This window comes from Variovorax sp. 01N429 (assembly GCF_056399425.1).
Genome location: NZ_JBFTRG010000004.1, coordinates 282,342 through 307,276 on the forward strand (window position 1 = coordinate 282,342; position 24,935 = coordinate 307,276).

The 24,935-nt window shown below is 63.7% G+C and carries 24 protein-coding genes; 9 read left to right on the forward strand and 15 right to left on the reverse strand.

Translation table 11 applies throughout. From position 1 onward, the window contains the following. The first annotated feature begins 172 nt into the window (after window positions 1-172). The 5 genes from AC1DSF_RS09620 (at window position 173) to AC1DSF_RS09640 (ending at window position 5,310) form a co-directional block, all read left to right on the forward strand. The gene (locus AC1DSF_RS09620) at window positions 173-946 is read left to right on the forward strand and encodes a sensor histidine kinase (protein ID WP_478182745.1); all 774 of its coding nucleotides are present in this window, start codon (window positions 173-175) and stop codon (window positions 944-946) included. Between the two features lie 162 nt (window positions 947-1,108). Then, window positions 1,109-1,408: a hypothetical protein gene (locus AC1DSF_RS09625; protein WP_478182746.1), complete on the forward strand. Its 300-nt coding sequence runs from the start codon at window positions 1,109-1,111 to the stop codon at window positions 1,406-1,408. Between the two features lie 52 nt (window positions 1,409-1,460). Then, entirely contained in the window at window positions 1,461-2,279 is an 819-nt protein-coding gene (locus tag AC1DSF_RS09630; protein WP_478182747.1) for an alpha/beta fold hydrolase, read from the forward strand. A 156-nt stretch (window positions 2,280-2,435) separates the two neighbouring features. Further along, entirely contained in the window at window positions 2,436-2,615 is a 180-nt protein-coding gene (locus AC1DSF_RS09635; protein ID WP_478182748.1) for a hypothetical protein, read from the forward strand. Then, window positions 2,608-5,310 (forward strand): ATP-binding protein, encoded by a 2,703-nt coding sequence (locus AC1DSF_RS09640; protein ID WP_478182749.1) that lies wholly within the window; start codon window positions 2,608-2,610, stop codon window positions 5,308-5,310. Before AC1DSF_RS09635 ends, AC1DSF_RS09640 begins: the two co-directional genes overlap by 8 nt. On the opposite strand, the gene AC1DSF_RS09645 is transcribed toward AC1DSF_RS09640, so the two are convergent. From AC1DSF_RS09645 to metC, 10 genes are all read right to left on the reverse strand, one after another. After that, on the reverse strand, window positions 5,307-8,030 hold the full coding sequence (locus AC1DSF_RS09645) for an ATP-binding protein (protein WP_478182750.1): 2,724 nt from the start codon (window positions 8,028-8,030) through the stop codon (window positions 5,307-5,309). The genes AC1DSF_RS09640 and AC1DSF_RS09645 overlap by 4 nt on opposite strands. A gap of 190 nt (window positions 8,031-8,220) precedes the next feature. Then, a complete protein-coding gene (locus tag AC1DSF_RS09650) occupies window positions 8,221-8,577 on the reverse strand; it encodes a c-type cytochrome (protein WP_478182751.1) in 357 nt (118 codons plus the stop codon). A gap of 10 nt (window positions 8,578-8,587) precedes the next feature. Next, on the reverse strand, window positions 8,588-10,348 hold the full coding sequence (locus AC1DSF_RS09655; protein ID WP_478182752.1) for a GMC family oxidoreductase: 1,761 nt from the start codon (window positions 10,346-10,348) through the stop codon (window positions 8,588-8,590). 12 nt (window positions 10,349-10,360) lie between these two features. Then, window positions 10,361-11,110, reverse strand: a complete 750-nt coding sequence (locus tag AC1DSF_RS09660) for a gluconate 2-dehydrogenase subunit 3 family protein (RefSeq protein WP_478124526.1) — start codon at window positions 11,108-11,110, stop codon at window positions 10,361-10,363. Then, complete coding sequence (locus tag AC1DSF_RS09665) at window positions 11,097-11,489, reverse strand: hypothetical protein (protein ID WP_478124527.1); 393 nt, start codon at window positions 11,487-11,489, stop codon at window positions 11,097-11,099. The genes AC1DSF_RS09660 and AC1DSF_RS09665 overlap by 14 nt, the downstream gene beginning before the upstream one ends. Before the next feature lie 38 nt (window positions 11,490-11,527). Continuing rightward, window positions 11,528-12,007: a carboxymuconolactone decarboxylase family protein gene (locus AC1DSF_RS09670; protein ID WP_478124528.1), complete on the reverse strand. Its 480-nt coding sequence runs from the start codon at window positions 12,005-12,007 to the stop codon at window positions 11,528-11,530. A 124-nt stretch (window positions 12,008-12,131) separates the two neighbouring features. Next, window positions 12,132-13,049: an MBL fold metallo-hydrolase gene (locus AC1DSF_RS09675; RefSeq protein WP_478124529.1), complete on the reverse strand. Its 918-nt coding sequence runs from the start codon at window positions 13,047-13,049 to the stop codon at window positions 12,132-12,134. Between the two features lie 350 nt (window positions 13,050-13,399). Beyond that, window positions 13,400-14,179, reverse strand: a complete 780-nt coding sequence (locus tag AC1DSF_RS09680) for an amino acid ABC transporter ATP-binding protein (RefSeq protein ID WP_478182753.1) — start codon at window positions 14,177-14,179, stop codon at window positions 13,400-13,402. Further along, window positions 14,176-14,826 (reverse strand): amino acid ABC transporter permease, encoded by a 651-nt coding sequence (locus AC1DSF_RS09685; protein ID WP_478124531.1) that lies wholly within the window; start codon window positions 14,824-14,826, stop codon window positions 14,176-14,178. Before AC1DSF_RS09685 ends, AC1DSF_RS09680 begins: the two co-directional genes overlap by 4 nt. Before the next feature lie 10 nt (window positions 14,827-14,836). Then, a complete protein-coding gene (gene metC, locus AC1DSF_RS09690) occupies window positions 14,837-15,994 on the reverse strand; it encodes a cystathionine beta-lyase (RefSeq protein WP_478124532.1) in 1,158 nt (385 codons plus the stop codon). Between the two features lie 109 nt (window positions 15,995-16,103). On the opposite strand from metC, the gene AC1DSF_RS09695 reads away from it, so the two are divergent. Both AC1DSF_RS09695 and AC1DSF_RS09700 read left to right on the forward strand, forming a co-directional pair. After that, window positions 16,104-17,057 (forward strand): LysR substrate-binding domain-containing protein, encoded by a 954-nt coding sequence (locus tag AC1DSF_RS09695; RefSeq protein ID WP_478143809.1) that lies wholly within the window; start codon window positions 16,104-16,106, stop codon window positions 17,055-17,057. A gap of 123 nt (window positions 17,058-17,180) precedes the next feature. Then, window positions 17,181-18,026 carry a transporter substrate-binding domain-containing protein gene (locus AC1DSF_RS09700; RefSeq protein WP_478182754.1) on the forward strand — a complete coding sequence of 282 codons (846 nt, stop codon included), beginning with the start codon at window positions 17,181-17,183 and terminating at the stop codon, window positions 18,024-18,026. Window positions 18,027-18,328: 302 nt separating this feature from the next. Here the strand turns inward: AC1DSF_RS09700 and AC1DSF_RS09705 are convergent, their stop codons facing one another. Continuing rightward, window positions 18,329-18,694 carry a hypothetical protein gene (locus AC1DSF_RS09705; protein ID WP_478182755.1) on the reverse strand — a complete coding sequence of 122 codons (366 nt, stop codon included), beginning with the start codon at window positions 18,692-18,694 and terminating at the stop codon, window positions 18,329-18,331. A gap of 35 nt (window positions 18,695-18,729) precedes the next feature. Then, window positions 18,730-19,395 (reverse strand): GntR family transcriptional regulator, encoded by a 666-nt coding sequence (locus AC1DSF_RS09710; protein ID WP_478182756.1) that lies wholly within the window; start codon window positions 19,393-19,395, stop codon window positions 18,730-18,732. Between AC1DSF_RS09710 and AC1DSF_RS09715 the strand changes: the two genes are divergently transcribed. After that, window positions 19,387-21,837 (forward strand): molybdopterin-containing oxidoreductase family protein, encoded by a 2,451-nt coding sequence (locus AC1DSF_RS09715; protein ID WP_478182757.1) that lies wholly within the window; start codon window positions 19,387-19,389, stop codon window positions 21,835-21,837. The two genes, AC1DSF_RS09710 and AC1DSF_RS09715, sit on opposite strands and share 9 nt — an antisense overlap. A 30-nt stretch (window positions 21,838-21,867) precedes the next feature. After that, window positions 21,868-22,818 carry a PDR/VanB family oxidoreductase gene (locus AC1DSF_RS09720; RefSeq protein ID WP_478143814.1) on the forward strand — a complete coding sequence of 317 codons (951 nt, stop codon included), beginning with the start codon at window positions 21,868-21,870 and terminating at the stop codon, window positions 22,816-22,818. Window positions 22,819-22,919: 101 nt separating this feature from the next. On the opposite strand, the gene AC1DSF_RS09725 is transcribed toward AC1DSF_RS09720, so the two are convergent. The 3 genes from AC1DSF_RS09725 to AC1DSF_RS09735 are packed head-to-tail and all read right to left on the reverse strand — an operon-like array spanning window position 22,920 to window position 24,863. Continuing rightward, window positions 22,920-23,246, reverse strand: a complete 327-nt coding sequence (locus AC1DSF_RS09725) for a hypothetical protein (protein WP_478124538.1) — start codon at window positions 23,244-23,246, stop codon at window positions 22,920-22,922. After that, window positions 23,243-24,004, reverse strand: a complete 762-nt coding sequence (locus AC1DSF_RS09730; RefSeq protein WP_478143815.1) for an orotate phosphoribosyltransferase — start codon at window positions 24,002-24,004, stop codon at window positions 23,243-23,245. Before AC1DSF_RS09730 ends, AC1DSF_RS09725 begins: the two co-directional genes overlap by 4 nt. Beyond that, complete coding sequence (locus AC1DSF_RS09735) at window positions 23,958-24,863, reverse strand: helix-turn-helix transcriptional regulator (protein WP_478124540.1); 906 nt, start codon at window positions 24,861-24,863, stop codon at window positions 23,958-23,960. The genes AC1DSF_RS09730 and AC1DSF_RS09735 overlap by 47 nt, the downstream gene beginning before the upstream one ends. Window positions 24,864-24,935 lie beyond the last annotated feature (72 nt).

A 24,935-nucleotide genomic window follows, 5' to 3' on the forward strand; every position in this document is an offset into this window, starting at 1 on the left:
TCGATTGGTGTTCCGCCGGCAACACGGTGCGCCACCGCAGCGCCCTTCTGCGAGGAGATGCGGCTGCCTACGATCGGTGTCATCGCGAAAAACAGAGAACAACATCGTTCATCACCGAGGCCCCCTGCCGCGATGAATCCGGGGCGGCCGCATCAAGAAGCACGGATTTCTCGTGAACCTTTATCACACCGGGGGCGCGCAATCCGCCCTTCAGACCCCGCACGACGTTCGAGCCGCAACGAACTTGCGCTGCACGACCCGAGACCGGGCACTGGCCGTCATCTCGCACGAACTCAGGCAGCCCCTGAACGTTATTCAGATGAACGCCAGCCTGCTGCAGCGCCTGCCCGCATCCGCGGAGCCCTCGCAACTGCAGTGCATCGCCAGGGCGATGCAGCGCGCCATCGAAAGCCAGACGCGGCTCATCGATGACCTGCTCGATTTCTCGCGCCTGCGAACCGGCAAGCTGGCGCTGCGCCGCGCGGAGGTCGACTTCGGCGCACTCGCGCTGGACCTCGTCGCCGCCTTCGGTGCGCGCTGGTCGTCGGGGCGCTTGCGCGCACAGATGCAGACGGCCGATCCGTTGATCTGCCATGCCGACCCGGTGCGGCTGGAGCAGGTCGTGGGCAACCTGCTGGACAACGCGATGAAGTTCTCGCCCGCCGGCGCGGAGGTTCAGGTGCGCCTGTCCTCCGAGGATGGATTCGCCCGGCTCGCCGTCGCGGACAGCGGCTGCGGCATCGCGCGCGAGTTCCTGCCGCATGTCTTCGGCCTGTTCAGCCAGGCCGGTACCGGGGACCGCGGCTCGCGCGGTGGGTTGGGCATCGGCCTGGCGCTGGTTCACGGTCTTGCGGTCGCTCACGGGGGCTTCGTGAAGGCGACCTCCGCGGGACCCGGACGCGGCGCCGAGTTCAACGTGTGGCTTCCTCTTCATCGACGCGCCTGACAGTGCGCCGCACATTGATGCCGGGCATGCAACACGGCAGTACCTCCGGCATGACTACCGCAACCGGGATGCGAAACCTAGCATTCGAGCCGTGCCGCGATGTTCGCGAACCGGAGCCCAGCCGTCCTGAGGCGAGCGCCATCACACCCTCGAGGAGTCACCATGACGCAGCGCATTCATTCCTTCGCGCCATCGGGCGCGACACGCCGCACGCTCAAGGCGCGCACGCAGGCCTTGCAGGCGGCCGGCGACGCCGCGCCGCGAGGTGCGATCGATCGGGTCTGGAGCGCGGGATACATAAGCATCTCGCTGCTGGCCATCGTGGCCGCCTACGCGATTGCCACCGGTGACGCGGCGCACGCGGAACTGCGATTTGCGACCGCGGCCATCCATGCGACGGCGTCCGTGCATGACATCTGTTCCGCTCATGTGCACGGAAGCCACTTTCCGGGCGCGTATTGAGTCGCCGCCCATTGCGGCCGCCCAGGCCATCCATTCATCAAAGGACATCAGCATGAAGAATTTTTCCAGCCTCGCACGCGCATTCACAGCCCTCGGCATCCTGACGCTGCATCTGTCGGCACCTGCAACCGCGGCCACATCCGGCGCGCCGACAAAGCCCACTGTCGTGCTGGTCCATGGCGCCTTCGCCGAATCGGCCAGCTGGAATGACGTGGCGCGCGACCTTCGTGCGCGCAGCTTTCCCGTTGTCGCCGCCGCGAATCCGCTTCGCGGCGTGAAGTCCGACGCGGACTACGTGGCAGCCCTCGTGGGGTCCATCCCCGGTCCGGTCGTGCTGGTCGGACATTCGTATGGCGGGTTGGTGATTTCCGCTGCGGCGATGGGAAAGCCCAACGTCCAGGCCCTGGTCTTCGTGGCTGCGTTCGCCCCCGAAGTGGGCGAGTCCGCGGCCGACCTATCGGGCAAGTTTCCCGGCAGCACGCTCGGCTCGGCGCTGGCGGCGCCGGTGCTTCTGCCGGACGGCGGCAAGGACCTCTACATCCAGCAGGACAAGTTCAGCAAGCAATTCGCCGAAGACGTGCCGCCGTCTCTTGCCGGGTTGATGGCCGTGTCGCAACGCCCCATCACAGAGGGCGCCCTGGGCGAACCGTCGCCTGCTGCCGCATGGAAGAACGTGCCCTCCTGGTTCATCTACGGCGACCGCGACAAGAACATTCCGGCTGCCGTGCAGGCCTTCATGGCCGAGCGTGCCAAGTCGATGAAGACGGTCGTGGTCAAGGGCGCTTCACACGTGGTCATGATCTCGCGGCCGAAGCTGGTGTCCCGGCTGATCGTCGAAGCCGCGGACGCGGTCGCGAGGGCACAGCCCTGAGGCTGCGTGCCGCTCGTGTCCTGGCGCTCGTGTACCCATGAAGGTCTCGCTGCCTGGCGCATCCGGGCCCCTAACAAGGCTTGACATGGTCTAACTGGCGACGCGATCGCCAACTGCACAGACTTCCACCCATGACTTTCAGAAGGACTTGAAGCCATGACCGCGCCGATCCAGGCCAGGCCGATCCATGTGGCGGTCACGCACCGCGACCGTTGTGTGGCCGCCGGCACCATCACCGTCAAAGCACACGTCTCCAGCATCTGCGAGAAGCTGCATGTCGGCTCGAGGGTGCAGGTGGCGGCGAAGGCGACGCAGCGCGGGCTGGTCCGTGTCTGAGAGTCGCCGGTGGCGCTTTGGTGCCTTCGTACTGTCGGAAGCCGAGCCAAGGCTCGAGCGCGGCGGGCAGCCGGTGCGGCTCGGATCGCGCGCCATCGGCCTGCTGGTCGCACTCGTAGATCGCGCCGGCGAAGTGATCAGCAAGGACGAGTTGCTCGCGGCGGTCTGGCCTGACACGGTGGTCGAGGAGGCGAGCGTTCGAGTCCATATGTCGATCCTGCGCAAGACCCTGGGTTGGCCCAGTGCCCAGGACGGCTGCCTGGAATGGATCGCCAACATCCCACTGCGCGGCTATCGCTTCCTGGGCCGGGTGCACTGCGAGTTCGTGCCGCCCGCTGCGGTCGCGCAAGTGGCCCATGCGTCGCTGCGGGATGCGCCTGCCGGGTTGCCCGTTCGATTCTCCAGGCTCGTGGGGCGCGAGGCGGAGGTCGAGCGCCTGCTCGCCATGCTCGCGGCGAGCAGGCTGGTCACGGTCGCCGGACCCGGCGGCGTGGGCAAGACCAGCGTTGCCATCTGCGTCGCCGCGCGCTATCGGGAAAGGCCGCCGCATGCCCAGGTCTGCTTCGTCGATCTCGCGCCGCTGACCTCGCAGGACCACGTGCTGACGACCATGGCGCGCGCCATTGGCGTGCGAGGCGGCGTGTCGGACATCGAAGAAGCCATTGTCCAGCGCCTCGAAGGCCAGGCGATGCTGCTGCTGGTGGACAACTGCGAACATGTCATCGAGAGGCTGTCGCCGCTTCTGGGCAGATTTCTGGCCGCCTTGCCCGGGTTGCAGGTCCTTGCCACCAGCCGCGAGGTGCTTCGCATGGGAGGCGAGCATGTCTTTCGCTTGATGCCTCTGGCAGTCCAGCAGTCCCAGCCCGATTCCCTGGCGCATGCGTTGCGCTCGCCGGCGGTTCAGTTGCTCGTCGAGAGGGCCGAGGCCGCGGGGGCCCGCGAATTCGATGACGCAAGCAGCGGTCCGCTGACCAGGATCTGCCAACAGGTGGACGGCATCCCGCTGGCGATCGAGTTGGTCGCGGCCCGCCTGGGCGCACAACCCGTGAGCGAGCTGGCATTCAGACTCGACGATCACATGCGCCTGCATTCGACGGCCAGGCGAGCTGCGCTGGCAAGACAACGCACACTGGCTGCGACGCTGGACTGGAGCATCGGCCTGCTGGGCGATGCCGAGCTGCTTCTGTTCCGCAGGTTGTCGGTGTTCCGCGCTTACTTCGGCGTCGCGGCGGCGCTGAGCGTGGCAGCGAGTGCGCTGGACCCGGACGTGGCGTCCGATGCGTTGCTGAGCCTGGCCAGCAAGTCGCTCGTCGTCTACGACACCGATCAGGCCGCGGACTCGCCCTACCGCCTGCTCGATACCACCCGCAGCTATGCGCACGCGCTGCTGGTCCGGGCGGGCGAGGAAGACGCGGTGTCGAAAAGCCATGCCCTTTTCATGCTGGACCTCATGGGCATTGCCACCGCGGAACTCGCGTCGCTGGACGCAGATGCCTGGACGCAGCGCTACCGCGGCTCCCTCGACGACGTTCGTGCGGCGCTGGATGCTTGTATCGGCCACCACGACGACATGACGATCACGGGCGCGCTCACTGTCGCATCGGCGCCGCTGTGGTTTCGCCTGTCCGAGGTCAGCGAATACCGGGATCGTGTTCGGGCGGCGCTGGACCACGTCGATTCGCTGAAGGTACCCGACCGCCTGACGGCCGGGCGGCTGGAGATCGCGCTTTACAACGCCTTGTGGCACACCGGCGGCACGGTGCCGGAGATGACACAGGCTTGCGAGCGGGCGCTGGATTGCGCACTGGAATTCAAGATGAAGACGCTCGAGTTCCAGGCTCGGTGGGGCCTTTGCGCACTGAACGTCACGCGCGGCGCGTACCCACCAGCATTGCGGCATGCCGAGATCCTGAACGAATTCGCGAGCCACTCGACCAACGCCGTGACGCGCAACCTATCGCACCGGATGCTGGCGCTCGCCAGTCACTTCTGCGGCTTGTTCGCCCAGGCCAGGATGCACGCCGAAGCGGCGGCGGACGTGGATGAGGCGATCCGGCGCAACCATGTCAACGCGTTCCAGCCTGACGCACGCACCACCGCCATGGCCATTCTTGCCAGGACGCTGTGGATCCAGGGCGAGAGCCGTCTCGCCATGGCCACTGCCGTCCGGTGCATGCAGGAGGCGGAGGCACTAGGGCACGCACTGTCGCTGTGCGTTGCGCTCTTCTGGATCTGTCCGATGGCCATATGGGCCGGCGAACAACCGGCAGCGCGCGCCTGGGTCGACACGATGTTGCAGCAGACCCGTTCCAAGGGCTTCGCCTACTGGCATGACTGGGCCCTTTGCTACGACGACGCCATGAAGCTCGGTGAGGTCGACGACGCCGGCGCGCACATCGATGCCGTCGCGGCAAAGGTCTTGGTCATGGATGAACCCCGCAGGGAAATGATGGTCACGTTCTGCGACCGGTGGGTGGACGATCACCTGGTGGCTCGCGCGATGCAGGGCGAAGGCCAGTGGAGCGCTGCCGAGGTCTACCGTGCCGCCGGGCGGCACAAGGAACTGCTGGGCGACACCGCGCAAGCCCAGGCACTTTATTTGAAGGCCCATGCCCTCGCACGCTCGCAAGGTGCATTCGCCTGGGAACTACGTGCAGCGCAGACGCTGGAAGAGTTTCGCGCCAGGACGGGTTAGCGTTGAACCGGCCGGGCGCCCGGCGGGCGGGTCCGTGCCAGTGTGGCGCGCTGTTCCCAAGCGACGGCACCCTGTCGCCTGGCGGTTTCGATGGCCCGGAGGTAGAAGACCTCGGCCTTGTCAGGCGCAGCGCTTTGCGCTGCGCGCCATCCGGCGGCGCGCCAGACCTCGGCGGCGACCCAGGGACTGTCTCCGCGCGAGACGCGCTCGACCATCTCGTCGTCGACCCAGTCGACGCAGAAGGTCGCGAGCATTTCCCGGTGAGGGGCGTCATAGGTCGCGAGCTGGTCGGCCACTTCGCGCACGTAAAGGTCCCGGTCCGGCGCAATGCCCAACTGCAGCCCCTGGGAGAACCACTCGGCATAGCGAAGCCAGCCCACCAGGCCCCTACGCTGTGCTTCGTCCGTCATCAAGTGAATCCATTGGGCGGCAAGCTCGAGTTCGCCGGCCCACAGCGCGACCGGGCAGGCGCCATACAGCGCGGAGCACAAAGAGACGGACTTTCCGGCCGCTTGCGCGCGGTCCACCGCGTCGCTTGCCTCTTCGAGGGCCCTGGCCGTTTCCCCTTGCACCCACAGCGTTCGGCTCAGCATGGCTTTTGCTGCAACGATGGCGTTCACTCCCACCATGTTGGCTCGGGCATGGCCCAGGCCGCCGCCCACGCGCACGGAGGCTTCGCTGTGCATTCTTGCCACACCGAAGTGGCCGCAAAAGTGGTTGGCCATCGCCATCACGCGGTGAGCGAGATTGAGCGCGGCAGGATCAGACCAGGATTGCGCGGCCGCCATCAGCGTGTGCGCCTGATCCAAGGCCGCCGAATACTCGCCGCGGAACATGTCGTGCGTGCACCGGCCCCAGCGGGCTTGCAGTTCCAGCACGGGGATCTTGACGGCAAGCGCGCCGGCCAGGGCTTGGTCCGCGGCGGCCCCAAGCTCGGGCGAGGACCTGCCGGTGTGGAGCAGGGCGCTGACCAGTGCCGTGTTCAGCCAGGTCGCTGTTTCCGTGTCGCGGGTGGGTTGCCGATCGACCAGCGCTAGCGCTGCGGAGACCCGGTCGCGGTATTCCACGACCTGGGCCAGGTGAAACCACAAGGGCGCGGAAGCCGTGACCAGCGAGGCGGCCATCTTCGCGTCGGGTTGCTGCGTGAGGCAGACTTCGAGTGCAAAGCGCACGTCGTCCAGGCGGTGCGCGTATCGATCGGCCCAGGCCTGCTCGGTCAGGTCCGAGAGTTCCGCCGCTGCGGCCTTCATGAGATCGCGCATGAGCATCGCATGGCGCCGCAGCAAAGCCGGTCGTTCGTCGCTCTGCGCGAGAAGCGCGGCGGCATAGCTTCGCGTCGTGTCCAGCAGCCGGTAGGGCGCGACAGCGTCGCTGCTGTCGAAGAAGACCAGCGACTTGTTGACCAGCGAGATCAGAGCGTCGAATGCCACCTCGGTGTCCATGCCGCCGGCACTCACGCCGAGCGCGGATTCGACATCGAACCGGCCGCGGAACACCGACAACCAGCGAAAGAGCCGCAGTTCCGTACCGCTCAGCAACGCGATGCTCCAGTCCAGCGCCGCGGCGAGCGTTCGGTGTCGTGCGAGCGCGGCGCGGCTGAAGGCATAGAGGCGCATGTGGTCGTCCAGCCTGCGCGCCAGATCGGCGACCGGTTGGACGCCCAGGCGCGCGGCCACCAGTTCGATCGCCAAGGGAATGCCGTCGACCTGCCTGGTGATCTGGGCCAGCAGAGGGCCATGCGATTCGTCGAACGCACCCGCACCCGCAGCCTTGGCCCGTTCCACAAGCAATTCGACGGACGGCCAGTGCAGCGCCTGCGTGAGCGAGATCTGTTCGGCGTCCGGAATCGCCAGCGCCGGCAATCGGAAGACATACTCGCCCGCCACGCGAAGCGCCTCACGGCTGGTCGCGAGGATGCGCAAGTCGGGGAGCACGGAAAGCAGGCCATCGATCGGCGGCGCCAGGGAATCCACCACGTGCTCGCAGTTGTCAATCAACAGCAGCACGGCGCGCCCCGCCAGCCGCTGCGTGACGGCTCCGACGATGTTCGGCAGGTCGGCGGGCACCCCCACGGCGCGTGCCAACGTGCCGAGCACGTGATCCTGGGAAATCAGCGACGACAGATCGGTGAAGGCGATCTGCGTGCCGTGTCGCTGCTGATGGTTCTGCGCCACGTGGATCGCGAGCCGGGTCTTGCCGATGCCGCCCGTGCCTGCAATCGTGACCAGCCGGTGGGCTTCGAGCGATTCGAGAAGGCGCGCCACATCGGCTTCGCGACCGACAAGCTCGGTCAGCCGAACGGGCAGCGGCGTGAAACCAGCATCGGGCAGTGACGCCACGGGCTTGGTCCAGATGCCGGTCGTCTCGCGCCGGACACGCCCATTGAAGCGGTAGCCGCGCAGCGGAATGTTGGAGATCCACTCCTTGCATTCGTCGCTCCCGCCTGGCTCCCCGAGCGCCTTGCGGAGCGTGGACATGTGGACACGCACGCTGGCCTCTTCGACCACCACGCCGGCCCAGACCGCTGCAAGCAGGACGTCCTTGCTCACGAACTCGCCGGCCCGCTTGATCAATTGCAACAGCAGATCGAAAGAGCGCGGCCCCAGCCGAACGGCCTCGCCGGCCCGCTCGAGGCGGCGCTGCGCCTCCCAGACAACGAAAACGCCGAAGTACCACCGGACTTCCGCCGACGCCAGGTCAGGTGACTCCTCAGGCTGCATTTGAATGAGCGTCGCAAGGCGGCTGACTGGGAAGGTGGATCAGGTCGACGGTTTCCATGGGCATGGACTCAAGTATCTGTTTGATCGTAGCCGGAGGCTGCACGACAGGCGGCTAGGCCCTGCTGCCCATGGGTCATAGGGTCATGCAGTGTGCCCTGGCGTGCAAGGCATCTGCGGCTTGGCAGCCGTCCTATCGCAGTGTCTTCAGGTACCTGACGAGTTCCGCCACCTCGGCCGGATCCGGAACGCCTGCAAACGGCATCCGGTTGCCCGGTACGGCTTGCTGCGGATCGCTGAGAAAGGCCGCCAAGAATTTTTCGTCCCAGGTGATCTGTGCGTTCTTCATGGCTCGGCTGTAGCCGAAACCCGGCGATGAGCCGGCCTTTCTGCCCACCACACCGGCCAGTGGCGGCCCAATGGCGGCCGCGCCTTGCGCCGTATGGCATGCCGCACAGGTCGTCCATGTCTTGGGCGGCTGCACGGACGATTGACCATGCGCCAGGTTCATCAAAGCTGCAGCGCAGGCTGTGAGCAGGAGTGTTCGCATTGCGGGTCCTTCAAAGCATGCGCGGTTGCTTTGCATAGCGCACCAGGTCGTCTCCCAGGCGCAGCGCCAATGCCGCGAGCGGACCCGTGGGGTTGTATCCCGCGTTGTGTGCGTAGACGGAGGCGCCAACCACGAAGAGGTTCTGCGCATCCCAGTGCTGAAGCCGCGGCGACACCACGCTCGTTGCAGGGTCGGCGCCCATGATCGTTCCGCCTGTGGTGTGCGTCGTCTGGTATTGACGCGTATCGAAGTCGCCTTGCCGCGGTAGCGGTGTACCGACTGCAGTGGCACCCATGGCGTGCGCGATCCCGACGGCCTTGTTCGTGACGTACTCGCTCATGCGGTGGTCGTTCTCGTGGAAGTTGAAGGTCATGCGTAGCAGCGGCAAACCGTAGGCGTCGCGGTACGTCGGATCGAGGTCAAGGTAGTTCTGGCTGTGCGGGTAGTTGCTGCCGTGCACCGCGACGTTGAAGGCATGCGCGTACCAGTCGACGTTGGCCTGTTTCCACGCAGATCCCCAGCGCGGCGTCCCGGGCGGGTGGAGCCGGGCATTGATGGGGCGGCCGTTGGTCACGTTCGAGTAGATGTAGCCGCCGCCGAAAAAGCCCAGCCCTGCGTGGTCGAAGTTGTCGCCGTTGAATTCGTCCACCACCATCTGCGAGGCACCCGAGGCCATGAACGGATTGATGAAGCGCTCCTTGAAGAACACCGGCACTGACGACATCACCTGGTAGCAGAAGTTCTTGCCGACCACGCCCTTGCCCGTCTTCGGGTCATAAGGGCGGCCGATGCCGCTCGTGAGCAGCAGCTTGGTGTTGGTCATGGTGAAGCCGGACAGCACCACGACATCGGCCGGCTGCTCGTACGTTTGCGCGGTTTGCAGGTCGATGAACTGCACGGCCGTCACGCGCTTGGCGTGCTTGTCGTAGACGAGGCCGGTCACCTGCGAGTGAAGTCGAATTTCGAAATTTCGTCGCTTCTGCAGCAGCGGATACAGCAGCACTGCCGGGCTGGCCTTTGCATTGGCCTCGCAGATGAAGCGCTCGCAATGGCCGCAGTACTGACACGGTGCGAGACTTGCGCCATCGGGGTTGGTGTAGGCGCGTGGCGAGTTGGCCGCAGGCAGGGGGAACGGCTTGTAGCCGAGGCTTTGCGCGGCCGCCTTGAAGATGCGACCCGACTCGAGAATCTCGAGCGGGGGCTGCGGAAAGTCGCGTTTTCGGGGTGCCTCGAAGGGGTTGCCACCTTCTATCAGCTGCCCGCCGATATTGCCGGCCTGCCCCGCGATGCCGAAGAGCTGCTCGAACAGGTCGTGGTACGGCTCCATCTCTGCGTAGCTGACGCCCCAGTCCTGCACCGTCATCTCGCGCGGGATTGCCGCCTTGCCGTAGCGCGATTCGAGCCGGGTGCGCAGGGCCGGGTCGTACTCGGCCCAACGCCAAGTCTGTCCGTTCCAGTGATTGGCCGCGCCGCCCATGCCTTCGCCGGGAAGGAAGGCTTCCATGCGGCGCACCGGCAGCGCGCTCTCGCTGATTGAATGACGCAATGTGTAGGTCTCGTTGGCCCAGTTCTGCACCAGGCTGTTGCGCACGCCCCAGCGCAATTCGTCACGCTGGTTGGGCAGCGTGGCGGCCGCACTGCCGGCGAGATCGCCACCGCGCTCGAGCACCAGCACGTCGATGCCGGAATCCATCATCTGCCGCGCCGCGAGGCCGGCGGTGAGGCCGCCGCCGACGAAGACGACGTCGCGTTTGGGAAGTTTGTGAGTCATGGGAATAGACCTTCAGCTGAAGTCATCGATCGACTGGGGCTTGGCCGCGCCAGGAAAGGGCTGGCCGCGGTACTGAACCACGTTGCGTCCGTGAAAAGCGGGCAGGCCGGGGAAGCCGACCGCGCGCCAGAAGACTTTGTCGCGGTTGCCGCCGTACATCGGGTCGGCAAAGCAGGCCTGAACGAACAGGGGATAGAAAAAGTCGTTGAACCAGGCACCGAGCGCATAGCGCTCGTCGTCCATCCGGCCGGCAGCGACCTCCTGCAGCAGGGCGTCGAGCCGGGCGGCTTCGAGCTGCTCGATGGGCTCGCCCGTGCGTTGTCCGGCCGCGCGGCGCAGCACTGCGAGGCCGGCCTTGAAGTGCTGTTCGGGTGTGAGGGGAGACTGGTAGCCATGCTGCGGCTTGCCGGGGCGCCAAGGGCCTTGCCGATAGAGCTGGTCGCCACGCCCCCAGCCGCCGGCCAACTGACGATCGATGTACAGATGCAAGCCGCAGCCGACCCCATTCGGTGTCATCGCATCGGCCGGGCACATCACGTTGACGAGGGCCTCGACGCAGGCGGCTTCCTGCGGGCCCAGCGACAGGTAGCCCGTGGGGTGGGCGTTGTCGGTCGGCTGCGCTGCGCTGGGCTGCGCCGCCGCCAGCGGGCTGCCGAGGCCGCTCAGCAGTGCGGGCGCCGCAAGCGCTGCGACGCTGGAAGCGCCGCCGATCTGGCGCAGAAATAGACGTCGCGGGGGGGACTCTTGGTCAATCAGGGACATGGGGGCTTTCTTCGTGGGGCAGAGTTCGTGCAGGCGCATCGGGAGGATGGACAGGCATTGCGTGCGATGGGGAAAACGGGTTCGCACGTTCTTCATCTGTTGCACCAAATCTAGATTTCGACAGCTCGATGCGGTAGCCCTGTCGAGCGAAACGCCGCAGTGAGCCAGCGGCACCAATGGCGACGTAACACCGCTTCAGTGCGATCGAAAACGCGCTGTTCCAAAACGCACGGCTGCGCCGCCGCGAAGTGGCGAGAAGGAAGTCGAAGTGGGGAAAGGCAATGGTCTGCGAGGCGCGGCCATCGATGGCGAAGGGAGACTGCGCTCCCGAGGTGCCATTGGACTTCGGCGCGAAGGGTGTATCGCGCAGGAAGAGCAAGCGCCACCGCCAGAGGCGGCGACGCTTGCGGCAAAGACTCAGGAAAGGTTTGCCTTGTCCAGGCCGAAGGCCTTGTCGGACGACCCTGGCACGGTCTGGAACGCGACGTTCACGCGGTTCCATGCATTGATGGCCATCACGCTGAAGGTCAGGTCCGAGAGTTCTTTTTCCGACAGCTGCGTGCGCACGCGCTCGTAGATGTCGTCGGGGACGCCGAGTTCGGGCAGCTTGGTCAGCACTTCGGTCCAGGCCAGGGCCGCGCGCTCGCGGGGAACGAACAGCGTCGATTCACGCCATGCAGCCAGATGGTGAATGCGCAGTTCGCGCTCGCCGTGGATCTTGGCTTCCTTGATGTGCATGTCGAGGCAGAACGCGCAGCCGTTGATCTGCGAGGCGCGGATGGCGATGAGGTCCCGAATGGTTTGCTCGATGGTGCCGTTATCCACGAGTGTGCTGAACTCGATCAGCTTCTTGAAGAGCTCGGGCGATTGCTTGATGTAGTTGAGGCGATGAGTCATGTGTGGCTCCGCCCTCAGTGCGGCTGAGGTACCCGTTCGCGAAGAGCGCGAGAGAGAAAAAAATCCTGGCGTCGACGATTCGGCGCATCAGGCCGGCGGCCTGCTTGCGCGCCGCAGGCTGTGTTCAGTAGTCCCAGATGATCGGAACCCAGCGAAAGATGTCACCGTCGATCGCCACTCGGCCGAGCGAGGGGAAGGGCAGGTGAGCGGCCACCAGCAGCCCGCGGGTCTGCGCCAGTTCGCGCAGGAGTCCGATGCGAACTTCGGCCGCTTTCTCGGGGTCGTGCTCGAAGCCGTTCTGCCAGTCAGGGTGGTCGAACGCGACCGGGAACATGGCGTCGCCGGCGAACGTCAGTCGCTCAACGCCCGACACCAGGTCGACCACGCTGTGCCCTGGGGTGTGGCCGCCGGTACGGCGAACCACCACGCCCGGCGCTACCTCGCGTCGCTCCTCGAAGGTCTGCAGCCGGTCGCGGTATTCGTTGTAGAAGCTCTTGGCCGTCGAGCGGAGCACCTCCGGCACCGGCTTGGGCATCACTGTCTGGGAAAAATCGGGCGAGATCCAGAAATCGACTTCGGCCTTGGCCACGTGGATGCGCACGTCGGGACGCAGCCGTTCCTTGATGCCGGGAACGAGCAGCCCGCCGACGTGGTCCATGTGCATGTGGGTAAAGATCACGTCGGTGACGGACTCGAGCTCGATGCCGGCCGCGGCCAGACGCTGGGGGAACTGCCCGGCGCGCGGAAAGCCCGGGAACTGGCCTCCCAGGCCGGCGTCGATCAGGATGGTCTGGTCCCCGCTGCGGGCCACCATCACGTTCAGCGGCCAGTCGTACTTGTCGGGCGGCATGAACATCTGGTCCAGCCAGCTCGCCAGATCTGCCGGGTCGGCGTTGGTGGCCATGGTCGAGGTGGGCAGCGGCAGCACGCCATCGCTGACCACCAGCGCGTCGATATCGCCGATGCGCAGCGCGTAACGGGAGGGCACCAGATCTTTGGGTTTCTCGCTCGTTGGTTGCAAGATGTCATCTGTGGGGGACATGACGGAATCTCCAAAAGGGCGGCCCGGTTGCGCGGGCCTAACGTGCCAGGTGACTGGCAGCAAGTTGCCGTTCAACACCGAAGGTTGTCGGGCCCGGATCACGGCGGAAGGCCGTATGGCGTTGATCGTAGGGAAGCAGGGGAGGCGCCGGTAGGCTCGCAAACGGACGCACAGTGGTGCCTGATACGCACCAACGCATGGTTCGTGGGATGGGTGGTGACAGTCTTAGGTCACCTGCAATGCAAGATCGGGAGAAGCGGCGTTGACTGCGGAAAAGTCAACGCGCGCAGGCCGAGGGCATTTGAATGTCCTTCGCAGTGGGGTCCTGCCAGCCCTGCTGCGCGTGGCAATCAGTCTTCGATCAAGCCAAGAAAATCTCTCGAGCGCTGGCTTGCGGACGGTCCGAAGAAATGATCGGGAGAGGCGTCTTCCACGATCACGCCGCCTTCCATGAAGACGATGCGGTCGGCGACATCCCTCGCGAACCGCGTCTCGTGTGTCACAACCAGCATCGTCATGCCCTTTTCGGCAAGATCGCGCATCACCTTGAGCACCTCCCCGCGCAGCTCGGGGTCGAGCGCGGAGGTCGGCTCGTCAAAGAGAATGACTTCGGGGTTCATCGCCAGGGCGCGTGCGATGGCCACGCGCTGCTTCTGGCCGCCGGAAAGGCGGCCCGGATATTCGTCGGCCTTCTCCAAGAGGCCGACCTGCGCCAGCAAGTCGCGGCCGCGCGGCAGCGCTGACGCTTTGTGGACACCTTGTACCGACACCATTCCCTCGATCACGTTCTCCACCGCCGTCATGTGTCCGAAAAGGTTGAACGACTGGAACACCATCGCTGTCTTCTTGCGAATTTCACGCATCTTGCGACGCGTGTCGCCCGAGGGCTTCGGGCCCGCGTTGGCGATCTCGATGCCGCACATGCGGATGGTGCCGCGGTCGGGCATCTCCAGGAAGTTGAGCGAGCGGATCAACGTGGTCTTGCCAGAACCCGAGGGGCCCATGATGACCACGACTTCGCCGCGTGCCACCGTGAGGTCGATCTGCCGAAGCACGTGGTTCGCGCCGAAGCTCTTGGCCAGGCCCTGCACCTGCACAGGGGGGGCGGTGTGAGTGGAGGATGTGTTCATGTGTAGCGCTTCGAGAGGTGGTTTTCGAGCCAGGTCTGCAGGATGGTGAGCACCTGGTTGATGAACCAGTAGATGGCTCCGACGATGAGAAACATCTCCATGTAGCGAAAGGTCGTGGCGCCCAACTGCTCGGCCACACGGGTGAGCTCCACCACCGTGACGGTCGATGCGAGGGACGTGTCTTTCATGAGCCCGATGAGCCGGCTGCCCACCGGGGGTAGCGCGATGCGGAAGGCCTGCGGCAGCACGATGCGAAACAGCGTCTTCCAGTAGCCCATGCCCATGGCCCACGCAGCCTCCCACTGTCCCTTTTCCACGGCCATGATCCCGGAACGGAAGTTCTCACTGAGGTAGGCCGCGGCGAACAGGCTCAGCGCGAGCAGCGCAGAGGGAATCGGAGAGATCACGATGCCGTAACTCGGCAGGCCGAAGTAAATCAGCAGGATCTGTATCAGAAGCGGCGTGCCGCGAAAGATCGACACGTAGGAGAAGGCGAACCAGCGCAACGGCCGAAACGGAGAGATCCGCGCCAGTGCCACCAATAGCCCCAGCACGCAGCCGCAGAAGAATGCAGACAGCCCGAGGCCGAGGGTGACCAGCACCGCCTTCTCGAGCAAGGGCAATGCCCTGAGGAACAGGTCGAGCATCTTGTCCTCCTCAGCGGGTGGGCAACAGCGCGCTGTAGCCCGCCAAGCCGGCCTCCAGGTCTGCGATGAGGTCGTCGGTGTCTTCCAGGCCGATCGAGAGTCGGATGACCGGCTGGTCGGTGGCAGGGAACACGCGCTCGGCCTGCAATGTCGCGGGATAGTAGGCCGCCAGGCTGTGCACGCCGCCCCAGCTCGCGCCGATGACGAACTGCTTCAGCGAATCGAAGAAGCCATGGAAGGCACGCTCGGGTCCGGGCTTGAGCACCAGGGAGAACAGGCAGCCGTTGGTACGGAAGTCGCGCTTCCATAAGGCATGGCCGGGGTCCGGTTCAAGCGGTGGGTAGAGCAGCCGCTCAACCTCGGGTTGATCGGCCAGCCACCGCGCCACGCGCAGAGTGGATGCGCTCTGGGCTTCGAGCCGCAGCTTGAGGGTCTCCAGCCCGCGCAGCACGAGGAAACAGTCGTCCGGGCTCACTTGCTGGCCGAGGATGCTTTGCGTCTCGCGCAGCACATCGTAGTGCGCATGGTCGTTCATGCTGATGCTGCCCATCAGCAGGTCGGAGTGGCCGCCGAGGAACTTGGTGGCGGCCTCGATGCTGAAGTCCACGCCGTGATCCAGCGGCCTGAAGCCCAGCGGGCTGGCCCAGGTGTTGTCCATCATCGTGAGCACGCCGCGCCGGCGCGCCACCGCTGCGATGGCGGGCGTGTCCTGCATTTCCATGGTCACGGTGCCGGGCGACTCCATGCAGATCATGCGAGTGTTTGGACGAATCAGCGATTCGATTTCCGCGCCGATGGCGGGCGGATAGAACTCCACCTCCACATCCATTTGCGCGAGCCACTTCAGCGCGAAGGCCTTGAGCGCGCCGTAGCACGCGGCCGACACCAGCAAGTGGTCTCCGCCGCGCACGAAGCCCATGACGGTGGTCATCAGCGCCGATTGCCCCGAGGGCGTGACGACGCAATGTCGCCCGCCCTCGAGTGCCGCGATCTTCCTCTCGAGGCCTCGCGCCGTCGGCGTGCCGGTGATGCCGTAGCTGAAGCCGTCGGGCTGCCGACTTTTGCGTTGGACGAAGTCCTCGAAGGTCTTGAAGACGACCGTCGATGCGCGCATCACGGGCGGCGACAGGCTCTCGAACTGGTCATTAGTTGTGGCAATTGATTGCATCTATGCTATTCGTCCAGATTAGGTGTGTTGGCGGGTGCGCTGGAGTATTTGTCAGGCGTTCGATCAACTCAAGAGCGTGGATTACTCGCTCGATAAACGGAGGTTATGGATGGAAAAGCGCGACATCGAGGTCTTTCGCGCGGTGATGCGCGCCGGCACCACCAGCCAGGCTGCGAACCTGCTGGGCGTTTCGCAACCGGCGGTGAGCCAGTCGTTGCGCAAGTTCGAGCAGGCCTGTGAGCTGCGCCTGTTCGAGCGCGTGCGGGGGCGGCTCGTGCCTACACAGGAGGCCGTGGCGCTGATGGTGGAGGTGGACCGCTACTTCACCGGCCTGGAAATCATCGAGCACCGCATCCGCAGTCTCAAGTCGTTCGGGCTCGGACGTCTGGCCATCGGCTCGCTCCCGGCGCTGGGCACCGGCTTCATGCCGCGCGCCATCGCGGCGTTCGGGCTCGACAAGCGGCAGATCCAGCTGTCGTTCCAGGTCATGAGTTCGCGCGAGGTCTACCAGCAGGTGTCCGCCGGACAACTCGACTTCGGCCTCATGGCGGAAGAGTTGTCGGTGACGGGCCTCGAGCACTCGCCCTTCGCGTCGGTGTGCGGCGTCATCGTCATGAACGCGCAGCATCCGCTGGCCAGAAAAAAAGTGCTCGACGCCAACGATCTGGCGGCCCACCCGTTCATCGCACTCAATCCCGAAGACGTGGGACGACGCGCATTGGAGGAGGCGTTGGCGGCGCAGGGCAAGGTCCTGCGGCCTGTGATCGAGACGCCTTACTCGAACTCGGTGTGCGAGTTCGCGCTGAACGGTGTCGGCATGGGAATGGCGCACCCTGTCATGGCCCTCGACTACTTCTCGCGCGGCCTGCTGCTCAAGCCGATGGCCTTCGATATTCCCGCGACCTCGCTGCTTGTGTTCCGGCCCGGMATGCCGCTGTCGGACAACGCAAAAGATCTGCTGCGCGTCATGCGCATCCAGCTGGATACGGACTTCAAGCGATTGCGCGAGGTCCTCGGCCGCTCCCCGGTCTCTGCGATCAGGAGGGCACCCAAAAGGGGATAGTAGTTTCCCTGATTGGTGCATAAGTCCAGCTTATCGACCAACTAGCGGCGCCGGATTGCGGCAGGGCGGTGCGGCGCGACAAGATGATGCCCATCGAATCGACCTACAACTCTGGACCGCGACATGAATCGAACACGCCCCCTGCAGCGAAGACTGCTCTGCACACTGGTTGCCGCTTCGGCGATGGCCACGGTGCTGGCCGCGCCCACCTGGGCACAACAGCAACCGCGTGACATTCTCGCGAGTGCGAGAGCAGCGGGCGTGATCCGGATCGCGAACACACAGGCCAGCCCGCCCTGGAGCATGCTGGACGACAAGAACCAGCCCGCGGGATACGACGTCGAAGTGGCGAAGGAAGTGGCCAAGCGCATCGGCGTGGCCCGGGTCGAGTTTGTGGCCGACCTTTTCAAGAACTTCGTCGAGGGGCTCAAAGCCGGCAAGTACGACCTCGTGATGAACGACCTCACGCCGACGGTCGAGCGCGAGAAACAGGTCGATTTCAGCGCGGCATATGGCCTGGAGGATTTTCGAATCTTCGTGCGCAATGCCAACAACGACATCAAGGACCGGCCTGACCTGAAGGGCAAGCGCATTGGCGTGACCGCCGGCACCAGCAACGAATCGTGGTCTCGCGAAAATCTGCTGGGGTCCGAGATCGTCACCTACGACAACGGTGGACTCGTGTTCAACGACCTCGCCATCGGCCGCGTCGATGCGCTCATCAGTTCGCATTTCGGGGGCATGAAGTACGCCACCGTGAACAAGCTGCCAATCAAGGAGGTCGGCCCGATCCTCACCTACCAACTCTCGGCCGCAGCCATGGCTAAGAATCAGCCAGCCTTGCGTGAAGCCGTGAGCAAGGCCGTGAAGGACATGCGCGCTGATGGCACCATCGATCGGTTGTCGAACCGATGGTTGGGCGTGAGCTACCAGATGTCCGCTGAGATCGCGAAGGCGGAGCGACCGTGAAAGCCGCTCAATGGAGCTTCGCTGTGGCAATAGGGCTACTGTAGGAACGCATCGAAGTCTTCAGTGATCCACAGGGAAGCGCTGCGCTTGGATCAAGCGATTTTTCAGTGGTTTGACTCAGGGAAGATTTCAGTTTCCTACAGCGCCCGCCCACACCTGAATCCTTGGTGGACACCATCGTCATGGACGCAGGGCCGCAGCTCAAGACGGGATCACCGCGCACGCACGTTGAGAACCCGTCGAAGGCGGACGTAGGGCCGAAGTACAGCAGAGGCTTGCGGAAGCGGCAACACAAAGAAGCCTCATCTTTTGTCCCAGAGCCGCCTGGCAACGCAACCATCAGATCGCTGCCAAGGATATTCGCACAGGTGCGAGTCAGGCGATCCACAGAGTGGCTTGACTCCTTGCGGGGCAATGGCGTCACGATTGGAAGGTTGATGAAGCGGTTCGGGTACCCCGGTAGTGGAATGAACTCTCCCCCCCAAGTCTTTGCGGGTGGGGACTATGCTGATAGACCTGCCTTTGCGCCCAGTGACGCTGCAGAATGCGCGTGCCGCCGACGTCATTACTCCTGAGCCCGCGCTAGTCAACAGATCGTGTCCGCTCTCTGCAATCCACATCCCACGAGGCGTTGCCCACTCTGGCCACTCATAAGAGCCAGACCCCATGACACCGATTGTTGCCGTTCGATACCATCCCAATGCTATTGCACATCGCGCTGGGCGGGACCGCGGCCAATGATCTCCAGGATCAGGCGTCCGGTGCCCATGACGTGGTCAGTCACAAGTGCTTTTGCACCGCTCGCATCGCCCGCAAGACATAAGCGCAACAACTTCTTGTGTTCGACCTCCGACCGATCAACGTTCATTCTTGATCTCCAGGGAAGGTGAAGATAGCGACCAAGATTTAGTCGCGCGGAGTCCACCGATTGCAGCAACAACGGGCGATCGGCCTTGATATACAAACCCGTATGGAAAGCCTCATTCAGGCGGACTACGTCTTCAACTTCCTTTGCTTTGCTTAGCTGATCCAGCAGCTCGGCTGCCCGACCAATATCTGCGCGTGAGAGGTTCGGCACCGCAAGCTCGATGAGGCGTCCCTCCAGGAGCCACCGCAGTTCAATGAGCTCGACAGCCTGCGCTGCACTCAGGGAGGCAACAGAAGTGCCTTTGTTTAGCTTGGCTGTCGCAAGTCCTCCTGCGACCAATCGAGACAGCGCCTCGCGAACCGGAACATGGCTGACGCCAAAGCGCGCAGCGATGTGGTCTTGCTTCAACGCCGCCCCAGGCTCGAGCTTGGCCGTCGCGATCTCTGACCTGAGCGCCTCGTAAACAGATCCCGCGCCCACTTGCGAGTTGCCTTGCTTCATGTTGTGTCTTTTTCTGAAGTATATATACTTCAAATCTTTAATATATTATACGGGGACGGCGGCCGTTCCCGCCTTAGGACTATGGCTGAAAAGATCCCAGGCTTCTGTGCCCTCTGTCGCTCCCGATGCGGATCCATCAGCGTCGTCGAAAACGGCGTGCTGATTGCGCAGGAGGCGAACCCCAGCCACCCGACCGGCAAGGCGCTCTGCGTCAAAGGCCGAGCCGCGCCCGAACTGGTGGCCAATGCGCAGAGACTGCTTCATCCTTTGATACGTACGACCCCGAAAGACGGCGGCGATCCCGGCTGGCGACGCGCCTCGTGGGACGAAGCCCTGGACTTGGTCGCGCAACAGATCGGACGCATCAGGGAAGAAAGTGGATCAGAGTCCGTTTCCTTTGCGATCACATCGCCGAGCGGTTCTCCCTTGTCCGATGGAATCACTTGGATCGAACGGCTCGTCAATGCGTTCGGTAGCCCGAACCTCTGCCGCGGTACCGAGATCTGCAACTGGCACAAGGACGTCGCGCACGGGTTCACCTTCGGCCGAGGGATCAGCTCGCCCGAATTCTCGAACACGAAATGTGTCCTGCTCTGGGGCCACAACCCGTCCGCAACCTGGCTGGACCACGCAACGGGTGTGACAGAGGCGTTTGCGCGCGGTGCGAAGCTCATCGTTGTCGACCCGCGCAAGGCGGGGTTTGCCATGCGCGCGCACCAATGGCTTCGCGTGCAGCCGGGCTCTGACGGGGCGCTAGCGCTGGCCATCGCCGGGGAGATGATCCGCAATGACTGGTACGACGTAGACTTCATCCGTCGCTTCTCCAATGGTCCGCTGCTGGTGCGGGAGGACTCAGGCGAGTTCCTTCGGGAAGCAGACATTACGGGCGTTCCGTCGGGCCGGCTTGTGGCTTTCGACGAAAGCGGCGGATCAATCGTTCCCTACGACCTCGGCACGGGAAAGTATGCGCCGCACAATGGCGTCCTTGCGCTTTTCGGCGCGAGGGACGTGAAGACGCTGGCTGGTCCCGTCAAATGTCAGCCTGCCTTCTCGCTCTATGCCGATCTGTGCAACAGCATGCCGCCAGAGCGAGCTGAGGAACTTTGCTGGGTACCTGCCCAACAGATTCGCGATACGGCACAACTGCTGTTCTCCAATCGCCCGGTCAGCTATTACGCGTGGTCGGGCGTGGGCCAGCACACCAATGCGACGCAGACCGACCGAGCCATCGCGCTTCTGTATGCATTGACCGGTAGCTTCGATGCTGCAGGCGGCAACGTCGACTTCGCGCACCCGCCGGCGCGGAAGGCTTCGGGCAAAGAGCTGATCTCAAAAGAGCAGCTCGCAAAGTGCGTCGGCATCGACGATCTTCCTCTTGGACCGGCCGCACAAGGATGCATCGGCAGCGATGGACTTTATCGCGCAATTCTCGACCAGAAGCCCTATCCGATTCGCGGTGTGGTCGGGTTTGGCGCCAACCTTCTAATGGCGCACGCGAATCCGCTGCGCGGCGCCGAAGCACTTGGTCGACTCGCCTTCTTCGTTCACGCCGACGTGACGTTGACGCCCACGGCGCACTATGCGGATGTTGTATTGCCCATAAGTACGCCCTGGGAACGTGAGGCATTGCGCATCGGATTCGAGGTGAGTCAGGACGCAGAGGAACTCATCCAGTTGCGACCGCAGATGGTGGCACCGGCCGGCGAGAGCCGGTCGGATACCTGGGTCGTTTTCGAGCTTGCGAAACGGCTCGGCCTGGCGGACAAGTTTTGGGACGGAGACATCGATGCCGGCCTGCGATACATGCTCGAGCCTTTGGACATCACCCTGGAGGCGTTGAAGGAGCGCCCCGATGGCATTCGCTATCCACTCACGACGCACTACCAGAAGCACCTCGAAGAGGGATTTCGGTTTGCCACTGACACCGGCAAGGTTGAGATCTATTCGGCGCTCCTGCACCGACACGGCTATTCGCCACTTCCAATATATGTTCAGCCGCTGCCGAAGCTCCGACTTCGGCAAGACATCTCAGATTTCCCGCTTGTCCTGACCTCGGCCAAGCTGCCCCAGTACTGCCACAGCCAGCATAGACAGGTCGCATCCCTTCGCAGCAAAGCGCCGGAGCCGCTCGTGTCGATGAACCCCGCCACAGCAGCTGCACGCGGAATCAGACCGGGAACGTGGGTCCGGGTGCGCTCTCCGAGCGGCTCTGTCCGCTTCAAAGCGTCTCTGGACCCAAGCCTTGACTCCCGTGTCGTCTGCGCGCAATACGGATGGTGGCAGGGCAATGAACAGCTAGGCCTACCCGCGCATGCGCCGCTGTCAGACCAGGGTTCAAATTTCAACATGCTCATCGATGACAGCGACCTCGACCCGATCAGTGGATCAGCTCCCCACAGGTCTTACATCTGCGACGTCGCGCCTGAGGTCGAGCCAGGCTAGTCCATTCGAATCACTTCCAGCAACTGAGTCATGCAAGTCAAAGTCCAACGCAAAGCACTCGAAGCGACCGACATTTATTCCTTCGAGCTCGTCTCCACCGATGTCGGTGCGCTTCCTCGCTATGAGCCAGGCGCCCACATTGACGTCGAAGTCGGCAGCGGAGAGATCCGTCAATACTCGCTGTGCACGCCGTACAACGACAGCTGCTACGTTGTCGGCGTGAAGCGCGATCCACGATCGCGCGGTGGTTCCATCTTCATGCACGCTGAAGTGAAGGAGGGTGACATCCTCTCAATTGGACCACCGAGGAATCACTTCCCGCTCGCTGAGAATGGCGAGCGTTTCATCCTCGTCGCGGGGGGCATCGGGATCACACCGCTGCTTGCCATGGCTAGCTATCTCAGCGGTTGCGGGAAGACCTTCGAACTTCACTACTTCGCGCAGTCAGAAGAGCATGTCGCTTTCCGCCGGCACCTGCAGAACTCAGTTCTGGCGTCTTCGGTCAGCTACCACCTTGGCTGTGAGCCAGACGCACTTCCCGAGTTGCTGGCTTCCATCGTGGGAGATCCATCTTCGCGAAAGTATCTCTACCTCTGCGGACCTCGCCCCTTCATGGAACTCGTGCGGCAAGCGGCATCGAGTTGGCCTGCAGAGCAGGTCAGGTTCGAATATTTCGGCGCAGGTTCGACATTGACGGCCGGCCCGGCGCCCGAAATCGCCTTCGAAGTCCACGCAGCCGCATCCGGGGTCTCCGCTCAAGTGCAGCCGGGGGAAAGCATCGTTGCCGTGCTTCGTGCCAACGGGGTGCACATCGAGACGTCTTGCGAAGAAGGCCATTGTGGGACATGCATGACCGAGGTGCTGGAAGGGACGCCTGAGCATCGAGACTCGTACCTCACTGCGGACGAGAAGACGGCGGGGGCGCGGATTCTCCCTTGCGTTTCGCGGAGCTGTTCCGCGCGGCTCGTCCTGAATCTGTGAAGTGCTTTGGGGGGCCAATTCGCGCTAGCCAGTACTTGTCCACTCGGGTGGCACGAGGACAAGAGCGAATGTGGCCCTCTTCGCAGGATAGGTCGACGCGATCAGAAAATAGAGATGTCCCACTCGTACTCCGTCGCGACCTCGCCGAGCATGAGCAGGCGCTGCGCCGGTTCTGCATCGAGTGCGGCGACGACCTTCGTGGTCAATGCGGACATCCTGGCCTTCGCGTTGTCGGCAAACTCAGGCGTGATTCCCTGGTCCTCGTACCTCTGGACGAAAGCCTGCGCTGCAACACCAATGACGAAATAGAGGCCCGCGTTGTGAACGTCGGCCTTCATGAGATCGAAGGCTCCGCGATACAGGGTCTTGAAAGCGTCAGTGCCTGAATGGTCGGTCGAGAATCGGTCGCTGATTTCTTTGAATGTCATGGCGTTTTACTCTCAGTGTGGTAGATGATGGAACCCTTGCCGCCGTGCGCTCGCGACCAGGCAACGGGGTCCGCCAGAAAGTCGTTGAGTTCGGCGATGGCGTCGCTGGTGAAGTCACCACGGCGGATTGCTGTCGTCCGGATGTCATGCCATGTTGCCAGGGCATGCACTTTCAGTCCCGTCGCTGCGAGGATCCGGTCGGAGCCGAACACCTTGTAGTCGAACAGCACGAGCACGTCACGGACCTGTGCGCCCGCCCCTCGTAGCGCCTGCGCGAAATTGAGCTTCGATGTGCCGGTCGCCATCACGTCGTCGACCAGCACAACACGCTCTCCGGGCCACACCACGCCTTCGATCTGGCCCGCACCCGCTGCGCGCTTTCTGACGTACTGCATTGGCAGATCCAGGGCGTCCGCGATCCAGGCGGCCAATGCAATCCCACTAGACTCGCCGCCCGCGATAGAGGCGGCTTCGGCAAGGCACCCATTGGCTTTTAGAGCCTCCACCGCATAGCCAACGAGAGCGCGGCGAGCTTCGGTAAAGGAGATAAGCCGCCTGCAATCCATGTAGACCGGTGTTGCCCACCCGGAAGGCAGCCGGAAAGGTTCGTCGGTGCGCAATATCACACAGCCGGAATCGATGAGACGAGCCGCAACCGCTAGGCCGGTCTCGGAGGAAGGGCGAGGTGTGGTCATCGAAATGGGGCCATGGCTAGTGAATTCGATCGAGTAGTTTTCGAAGGTGCTGTGCGCCGGCATTTCCTTTGTAGGAGGCCTTCCAGAGCTTGCCAATCATGGCTTCATACATTCGCACGGCCTCGGGGGAAGCGGTGACGGTCGCGATGCCGTTTCGCACATTAGGCAGCTCGCCCAGGCGGAACGGACTCACGGCCAGGACGCTACCTTCTCGGCCGGAAAACACCTGAAAAGTCGCGGCTGGCATGGCGTCATCAATGAGGCCGATCTGCACGTCAATGGGTTCGCTTTCCATCAGATCTGCGATCCGTTCTACTTCGCGGCGCGCCGCCAGCCGACGTTCAGAGCGAACTCTCTCGGGCAGATCGATCCGGCCGACCAGCCCCGTCTCGACAAAGCGCTCGATCTCGCGCAGCCCAATCAGGCTCACGATGTGGGGACGTCGCCGCTGGAAGTAAGCGCGGCGCTCCTGCATGATTTGAAGCATCTTGTCTACGTCGGCAGAAGTCGGGCCCTTGCCCGACCCCTTCGGCGAGGCCTCTATGAGCATCTGGCGCAGGACGGGCAGGTAGTCTTCGGAGGTCAGCAACAGCGAGATGGGCTCGAAGTGCGCAAGAATGCGATCCGACGACTCCTCGAGCTGGCGCATGCGCTCGAATAGGCCAAGCGCCGTCGAGTAGTACTCAACCTCCACCCCCAGCAAGGAGGCTAGGGAAGTATCGAGCAAGTCGGCCAAGCGCTCCAGAGTTTCAATTTTGACGATCTCTCCTTTTTCGAGCCGATAGACGACCGCGCGGGAGACACCAAGCCGCTCCGCCACATCTTCCGCCAGGAGCGAAGCACCGACACGGTAAGCACGCAAGCGGTTGCCCAGCGCCACATAGTCGATCGTTGATTTAAGGGTCGAGTTTGACGTTTCCATCTCGTTTTCCACCTCGTGGATCGAAAAAGAAACTATAGGCGAAATTCGACACGGGAAATCCTTACCGAAGCC

Excerpts from the sequence above, each read along its gene's own strand:
- AC1DSF_RS09625 (WP_478182746.1), top strand. The coding sequence starts at position 1,109 with ATGACGCAGCGCATTCATTCCTTCGCGCCATCGGGCGCGACACGCCGC.
- AC1DSF_RS09630 (WP_478182747.1), top strand. The coding sequence starts at position 1,461 with ATGAAGAATTTTTCCAGCCTCGCACGCGCATTCACAGCCCTCGGCATC.
- AC1DSF_RS09635 (WP_478182748.1), top strand. The coding sequence starts at position 2,436 with ATGACCGCGCCGATCCAGGCCAGGCCGATCCATGTGGCGGTCACGCAC.
- AC1DSF_RS09645 (WP_478182750.1), bottom strand. The coding sequence starts at position 8,030 with ATGCAGCCTGAGGAGTCACCTGACCTGGCGTCGGCGGAAGTCCGGTGG.
- AC1DSF_RS09650 (WP_478182751.1), bottom strand. The coding sequence starts at position 8,577 with ATGCGAACACTCCTGCTCACAGCCTGCGCTGCAGCTTTGATGAACCTG.
- AC1DSF_RS09655 (WP_478182752.1), bottom strand. The coding sequence starts at position 10,348 with ATGACTCACAAACTTCCCAAACGCGACGTCGTCTTCGTCGGCGGCGGC.
- AC1DSF_RS09660 (WP_478124526.1), bottom strand. The coding sequence starts at position 11,110 with ATGTCCCTGATTGACCAAGAGTCCCCCCCGCGACGTCTATTTCTGCGC.
- AC1DSF_RS09670 (WP_478124528.1), bottom strand. The coding sequence starts at position 12,007 with ATGACTCATCGCCTCAACTACATCAAGCAATCGCCCGAGCTCTTCAAG.
- AC1DSF_RS09675 (WP_478124529.1), bottom strand. The coding sequence starts at position 13,049 with ATGTCCCCCACAGATGACATCTTGCAACCAACGAGCGAGAAACCCAAA.
- AC1DSF_RS09680 (WP_478182753.1), bottom strand. The coding sequence starts at position 14,179 with ATGAACACATCCTCCACTCACACCGCCCCCCCTGTGCAGGTGCAGGGC.
- AC1DSF_RS09685 (WP_478124531.1), bottom strand. The coding sequence starts at position 14,826 with ATGCTCGACCTGTTCCTCAGGGCATTGCCCTTGCTCGAGAAGGCGGTG.
- metC (WP_478124532.1), bottom strand. The coding sequence starts at position 15,994 with ATGCAATCAATTGCCACAACTAATGACCAGTTCGAGAGCCTGTCGCCG.
- AC1DSF_RS09700 (WP_478182754.1), top strand. The coding sequence starts at position 17,181 with ATGAATCGAACACGCCCCCTGCAGCGAAGACTGCTCTGCACACTGGTT.
- AC1DSF_RS09705 (WP_478182755.1), bottom strand. The coding sequence starts at position 18,694 with ATGGGGTCTGGCTCTTATGAGTGGCCAGAGTGGGCAACGCCTCGTGGG.
- AC1DSF_RS09710 (WP_478182756.1), bottom strand. The coding sequence starts at position 19,395 with ATGAAGCAAGGCAACTCGCAAGTGGGCGCGGGATCTGTTTACGAGGCG.
- AC1DSF_RS09720 (WP_478143814.1), top strand. The coding sequence starts at position 21,868 with ATGCAAGTCAAAGTCCAACGCAAAGCACTCGAAGCGACCGACATTTAT.
- AC1DSF_RS09725 (WP_478124538.1), bottom strand. The coding sequence starts at position 23,246 with ATGACATTCAAAGAAATCAGCGACCGATTCTCGACCGACCATTCAGGC.
- AC1DSF_RS09730 (WP_478143815.1), bottom strand. The coding sequence starts at position 24,004 with ATGCCGGCGCACAGCACCTTCGAAAACTACTCGATCGAATTCACTAGC.
- AC1DSF_RS09735 (WP_478124540.1), bottom strand. The coding sequence starts at position 24,863 with ATGGAAACGTCAAACTCGACCCTTAAATCAACGATCGACTATGTGGCG.